5 protein-coding genes are annotated in these 6,032 nt (G+C 70.5%); 4 read left to right on the forward strand and 1 reads right to left on the reverse strand.

The genetic code is table 11. The features are described 5' to 3' along the window. Window positions 1-53: 53 nt before the first annotated feature. Window positions 54-746: a DJ-1/PfpI family protein gene (locus E2C05_RS27615; RefSeq protein ID WP_133222863.1), complete on the reverse strand. Its 693-nt coding sequence runs from the start codon at window positions 744-746 to the stop codon at window positions 54-56. A 224-nt stretch (window positions 747-970) separates the two neighbouring features. Between E2C05_RS27615 and E2C05_RS27620 the strand changes: the two genes are divergently transcribed. The 4 genes from E2C05_RS27620 to E2C05_RS27635 all read left to right on the forward strand — a co-directional run bounded on the left by E2C05_RS27620 (window position 971) and on the right by E2C05_RS27635 (window position 5,935). Then, a complete protein-coding gene (locus E2C05_RS27620) occupies window positions 971-1,672 on the forward strand; it encodes a hypothetical protein (protein WP_192912532.1) in 702 nt (233 codons plus the stop codon). A 12-nt stretch (window positions 1,673-1,684) separates the two neighbouring features. Further along, window positions 1,685-2,851 (forward strand): hypothetical protein, encoded by a 1,167-nt coding sequence (locus tag E2C05_RS27625; protein ID WP_133222864.1) that lies wholly within the window; start codon window positions 1,685-1,687, stop codon window positions 2,849-2,851. Further along, window positions 2,848-4,611: a Dyp-type peroxidase gene (locus E2C05_RS27630; RefSeq protein ID WP_133222865.1), complete on the forward strand. Its 1,764-nt coding sequence runs from the start codon at window positions 2,848-2,850 to the stop codon at window positions 4,609-4,611. The genes E2C05_RS27625 and E2C05_RS27630 overlap by 4 nt, the downstream gene beginning before the upstream one ends. An 85-nt stretch (window positions 4,612-4,696) precedes the next feature. Then, window positions 4,697-5,935 (forward strand): cytochrome P450 family protein, encoded by a 1,239-nt coding sequence (locus E2C05_RS27635; RefSeq protein WP_133222866.1) that lies wholly within the window; start codon window positions 4,697-4,699, stop codon window positions 5,933-5,935. Window positions 5,936-6,032: the final 97 nt, after the last annotated feature.

The following is a 6,032-nucleotide window of genomic DNA, read 5'->3' on the forward strand; positions in this document are numbered from 1 at the left end:
CGCACCGAACCCTGGGGCCGGCGGTGGCGGCGCCGGGTCCGGCATCCCGCCGGTCAGGCCGCCGCCAGCCGGGCGGCGACCCGCGCGACCAGCGCCTCCCGCTCCGCCCGCATCCCGGCGCCGCGGGCGCGCGCGGCCTCCAGCACCGCTGCTGGCGCCTCCTCCGGGTGGCCGGCGGCGAAGGGCGGCGCCGGTGCATATTCGATCTGCAGCTGGATCGCCTGCGCCGCCGCCTCCCCCGCGATCTCGGCGGCGATCGAGAGCGCGAAGTCGATCCCCGCCGTGACCCCGCCGCCGGTGACCAGCGCGCCGTCCCGCACCACCCGCGCCTGCACCGGCGTGGCGCCCAGCGCGGCGAGGAAGTCGTGGCTGGCCCAATGGGTCGTCGCCCGCCTGCCGCGCAGCAGCCCGGCGGCGCCCAGCACCAGCGCGCCGGTGCAGACCGAGGTGACCCAGCGCGCCCCCGCCGCCTGCCGGCGCAGGAAGTCGAGCACCGCCGCATCCTCCATCAGCGCCGCGACGCCCGGGCCGCCGGGGACGCAGATCAGGTCGAGCTGCGGGCAATCCGCCAGCGCGGTGTCCGCCAGCAGGCCGAGGCCGGTATCGGCCCTGACCGGCCCGGCCTCCTTCCACAGCAGCCGCACGCGGGCGCCGGGCAGCCGGCTGAGCACCTCGAAGGGCCCGGTGAGGTCGAGCTGGGTGAGGCGCGGGAAGAGCAGGAAGCCGATCTCGAGCGGGGCTGTCACGGCGGCGAATCTCCGGGGCGCGGCGGCGATGCTGCCACGGCAGGGGGCGGCGGCGATACCCGCCGCGGCGCCCTGGGGGCGGGGCGGCGGCGCGGCCCCTGTGCGGATGCGCACAGGTTTCCTGGATTCATGCCTTGAAACTCAATTGCCCGCGAGGCACCGTTTGCATGCCGAACGGCGCCCGGGGTCCGCCGCGCCGCAGGATCGGGGAAGGGGGGGGCTCCATGTCGAACATCGCCGGCAAAGCCTATGCGATGAACGTGCTGACGCCGATCAAGCCATGGAAGACCTGGCTGCAATACCTGGTGTTCCGGCTGTCCCGCGCCCGGCCTTCCCAGCTTGGCGGCCTGCTCGGCCTCAAGTTCATCCATTTCGCGCGCTGGGTCGTCATCCGGCGCGACCAGTGGCCGGTCCTGCACAAGGACCAGCCGAAGCCGGCGAAGCTGCTGCAGAACGACTACATGCTGTTCCTCAGCAACTTCAACGGCACCTGGGACCAGTACATCGACGCCTTTGCCGATGGCATCCCCACCGGGCTCGACCTGCTCTGGTACACCAGCACCAAGTACCCGCATTCGATCCCGATCGCCGACTTCAAGAACTACATTTCGGCCAACCAGATCCAGACCCGCTACTACTACAACGCGACGCCGGGGGCGGCGCAGCGCGACATCAAGCAGGCGCTGGTGATGCGGGACGAGCTGGTGGCGCTGGCCAGGCTGCAGCCGACCGCGACGCCGGCGGAATTCGGCCGCGCCTACCGCAAGCTGCTGGCCCGGGTGCAGAGGGGCTTCGGCGCGCATGGCATCGCCCCCGCCGCCTCCCCGGCGACGGAGCGCGCGGATGCCGCCCGCCGCCGCTACTTCGACCCTGACACCTGGGGCAGGGACATCCCGCAGGCCCCCGCATCCAGCACCGGCCGCTGAGGAGGCAGACCCATGGCGAATTTCGACGCCGGCCACTACTTCCTGACGATGCTGGCGCCCGTGAAGGCGGGCATGAGCGAGGTGAACGGCAAGCCCGGCTTCTCCTACCGGCAGACCGTGCTCGATTCGCTGGCGAAGCTGAAGAACTCCGAAACCAGCGTCACCTCCCGCGGGACGCCGGAGGCCAGCCCCTTCGCCCGCAACACCATGACGCATCTGGCGCGCTTCGCGCTGATCGACGCGCCGCCCTACAACGGGCGGGAAGGCGGCGACACCCTGCTGACCAAGCTGTTCGGCGGCGGCGACCCGACGGTGCACCAGCCGGTGGATACGCTGGGCAGCCCCTACCTGCTCTTCGCCGCGGATTTCGATGCCACGGATGGCAGCGACGCGTCGCTTCGCCGGTTCACCGACACCCTCTGGGCGACGATGCGGGACGAGCTGGCGGGCAGCGAGGCGCGCGACCCGCGGACCGGCAGCAAGATCCACAACGGCATCTTCGCCCAGTGCTACGGCTTCGACGAGGTCCGGACCGCCGAGGATTTCTTCCAGTACGTCAAGAAGTGCCAGGTCGAGACGACCATGCCCTTCAACGACTACTGGCGGCCCGGCGCGCCGATCCCGGGCGACATGACGCTGCCGATCCTCGATTCCGCGCCCGATACCGGCGGGCCGAAGATCCCCTGGCTGCAGATCGGCCTCGGCGCGCTGGCGGTCTGGGTGCTGTGCCTGTTCGGCTCGCTCTTCCTGCGGGAGGGCAGCGCGGCGCTGCATGTGGCGAACTGGGTGGCCCGCTGGGGGCTGCTGGCGATCCTCGTGGCGCTCGCCGGCCTCGGCGCCTTCGTCTGGTCGCTCTACAGCCGAATCATGGCGCGCGGCGCGCAGGTCTTCCCGCCCGGCGCGACCCTGCCAGACGTGCTGAAGTCGCTCTACCTGCAGCAGGCCTTCCTGGAATTCGTCATCCAGAACCAGGGCCGCAGCGACGCCGCGCTGCAGGCGGAATACGGCAAATTCGTCGCCGCCTGCGCGCCGGAGAACGAGACCTGGCGGACGCAGTTCCCCGGCGTCATCCGCACCCCGGATGCCGAGCTCACCTGGCCGCCGCCGCCCGGGCGGGCCGACCCCGTGCCGCCGCCCGCCGCCGCACCCGCGCCCCAGAGGGAAGGAGCCGTGGCATGAACACGCTCGACCTGCACGACATCCAGGGCAACATCCACCGGCCCTATGGCCGCTACGGCTTCCCCTATGCCCGCTACCTCGCCTTCCACATCAATGCCGGCGAATGCGCCGCCGGCCGCTTCTTCATCGAGCAGATCCGGCCGCACGTCACCACGGCCGAGCGCTGGGCGAGCAGCGATGTCACGCCGGAGGAGCAGAAGCGGCTGAACCTGCGCGACAAGCCGCCGGTCGCCATCAACATCGCCTTCACCTGGAAGGGGCTGGCGGCGCTGGAACTGCCGACCGCGACCCTGCGGCTGATGCCGGACGAGTTCGTGGAGGGCATGCCGGCGCGCAAGACCATCCTGGGCGACCTGCCGATCAGCCCCTCCAACCCGGGCAGCGACCCCAGCAACTGGGACGAGGTCTGGAGGAACTCCGCCGAGAAGGAGAGCGAGGCGGTCCATGTCCTGGTGATGCTGAACGCCCAGGCGGACTACGCCAATCGCGGCCTGCCGGTGGCCGAGCTGCAGCAATGGACCGACTGGCTGCGCGCGCTGGTCCGGCATGACTGGCTGAAGGACAAGGTGCGGCTGCTGAAGGGGCATGGCCGCCGGCCGGGCGGCGTCGTCCTGCCCGATGACGACTACCAGGACAGCAACACGGTCATGGCCTATGGGCCGGACGGGGAGACGCTGTTCCCGCAGCCGACCGAGCCCTTCGGCTTCATGGACGGCATCTCCGACCCCTTCTATGCCGGGCAGGACGGGCTGCCGGCGGGCGGCGGCAAGATCATGCCCGGCCCCTTCGACCCCAGCCGCAGCTGGTCGCCGCTGGCGGCGGGCGAATTCCTGCTCGGCCAGCCGAGCGAGGGGCAGGAGACCCCGCCAGCCAGCGTCCCGTGGGAGTTCACCCGCAACGGCACCTTCATGGCGCTGCGCAAGCTGCACCAGAACACCAGGACCTTCGACGAGACGATGGCGATGCACGCCATCACCTACAAGGAAGTCGGCGGGTTCGAGACGCTGGAGGATGCGGCGGAGACGCTGAAGGCCAAGATGGTCGGCCGCTGGAAGAACGGCATCCCGCTGACGGCCGCCCCGACCCTGGCGGATGCGGAATACCGGCTGAAGCCCTTCCTGCCGGCGCTGGCCACGGCCGATGCGGTGCGCAAGGGGCAGCTGCCGAAGGAGGCGATGACCGACGAGGTCAAGCGAAAGCTGGCCGAATACAACGACCTGCTGGTGAATTTCCGCTACGCCGACGATCCGGACGGGGTGAAATGCCCCTTCGGCGCGCATCTGCGGCGGGTGAACCCGCGCGACATGCTGGACCCCGACCCGGACAACCAGAAGGCGAAGCAGACCACCACGCAGCTGACCAACCGGCGCCGCATCCTCCGCCGCGGCCTGCCCTATGGCCCGGTGGATCCGGTGGAGTTCGAGAAGTCCCGCCAGGACGACCAGGCGGAGCACGGCGTCTTCATCATGGCGCTGTGCAGCAGCCTGTTCCGGCAGTTCGAGTTCATCCAGCAGCAATGGATCCAGTACGGGCTGGACCTCGATTCCGGCAACGACGCCTGCCCGATCACCGGCCGGCGCGACAAGGACAACCGGCAGGCCAACAAATTCGTCGTCCCGGTCGATGGCGATTGCGGCCGGGCGCCCTTCATCGCCGCCAACCTGCCGCAGTTCGTGGAGACGCGGGGCGGCGAGTATTTCTTCATCCCCAGCATCACCGCGCTGCGGATGATGGCGATGGGATCGGTGGACCCGACCTGACCCCCGCCCGCCGCGGATGACGACACCGCGCCGCGGCCCGCCCGGCCGCGGCGCCGGCGCGCCCCAGCATGGACAAGGCAGCACGATGGCCGAGACGCGAAGCACCGGCGCGAAGATCTTCGACTGGCTCAAAAGCAAGATGGACACGGCGTTCCTCATCCTGCGGAACACCCTGCCCATCCTGGTGGTCCGCTTCGGCGGCCGGACCTATGCGCTGGTGACGCGCTTCGACGACGTGCAGGAGGTGCTGCAGCGTCCCAACGTGTTCAACGTGACCTATGCGCCGAAGATCGCGGTCATCATGCAGGGGGACAACATCTTCCTCGGCATGCGGGACGAGCCGGACTTCACCCGCGACAAGACCACCATGCGCATGGCGGCGCCGCGGGCCGAGGCGGTGGCGCGGGTGAAGCCGGAGACGGCGCGCATCACCGCCGAGGTCATGCAGCCGGCGCTGCAGCGCGGGCGGGTGGACCTGGCGATGGAGTTGACGCAGGAGGTGACGACGCGCCTCTTCGGCGCCTATTTCGGCACGCCCGGCGCGTCGGTGAAGGAGATCTCGGACCAGGCGCGCAGCCTGTTCGGCTACATGTTCGCCGACCTGTTCGACGACCCGGACCGCAAGACGGCGGCCGAGCCGGTCGCCGAGGCGATGCGCTGCTACCTGGAAGCGGCGATCGCCGCCCGGAAGAAGGACCGTGGCCGGCACGACGACATCCTGGAACGCTGCCTGCAGCTGCAGGATGGCGGCGCCCCCGGCATGTCGGACCGGCAGATCCGCAACAACCTGATCGGCCTGATCGTCGGCGCCCTGCCGCAGCCGCCGATGGTCATCCCGCAGCTCTTCGACGTGCTGCTGGACCGGAAGAAGGAACTGGCGGAGGCGCAGGCGGCGGCGCGGGCCGATGACGACGCGGCGGTGTCCCGCTATGTCTTCGAGGCATCGCGCTTCTTCCCGCTGACCCCCGGCCTGTTCCGCAATTGCGAGGAAAGCTACCGCGTCGCCGCCGGCACGCTGCGCGCCCGCACCATCCCGAAGGGCGCCTTCGTCATGGCCGCGACGCGGTCGGCGATGTTCGACGGAAGGCGGGTGGCCAACCCGCGGCGCTTCGTCCCCGGCCGGCCGGACTACCAGTACATGCATTTCGGCTACGGCATGCATGAATGCTTCGGCCTCTACATGAACCGGGTGATGATCCCGGAAATCTGCAAGGCCGTGCTGAAGCTGCCCGATCTCCGCCGCGCCCGCGGCGCCGACGGGACGCTGCGGATGGACGAGGATTTCGGGATCTTCCCGATGAACCTGACGGTGGAGTTCGGCTGACGGCCGCGGGGCCGCGGGCCTTCGGGTCCCTGGCCGGCAGTCGGGCGGCGCTGTCCCGCCCTGGCTGCGCCGCGCCGCCGCGCGGCCCTGCCGATGG

It is taken from the genome of Paracraurococcus ruber (assembly GCF_004353985.1).
GTDB lineage: Bacteria > Pseudomonadota > Alphaproteobacteria > Acetobacterales > Acetobacteraceae > Paracraurococcus > Paracraurococcus ruber.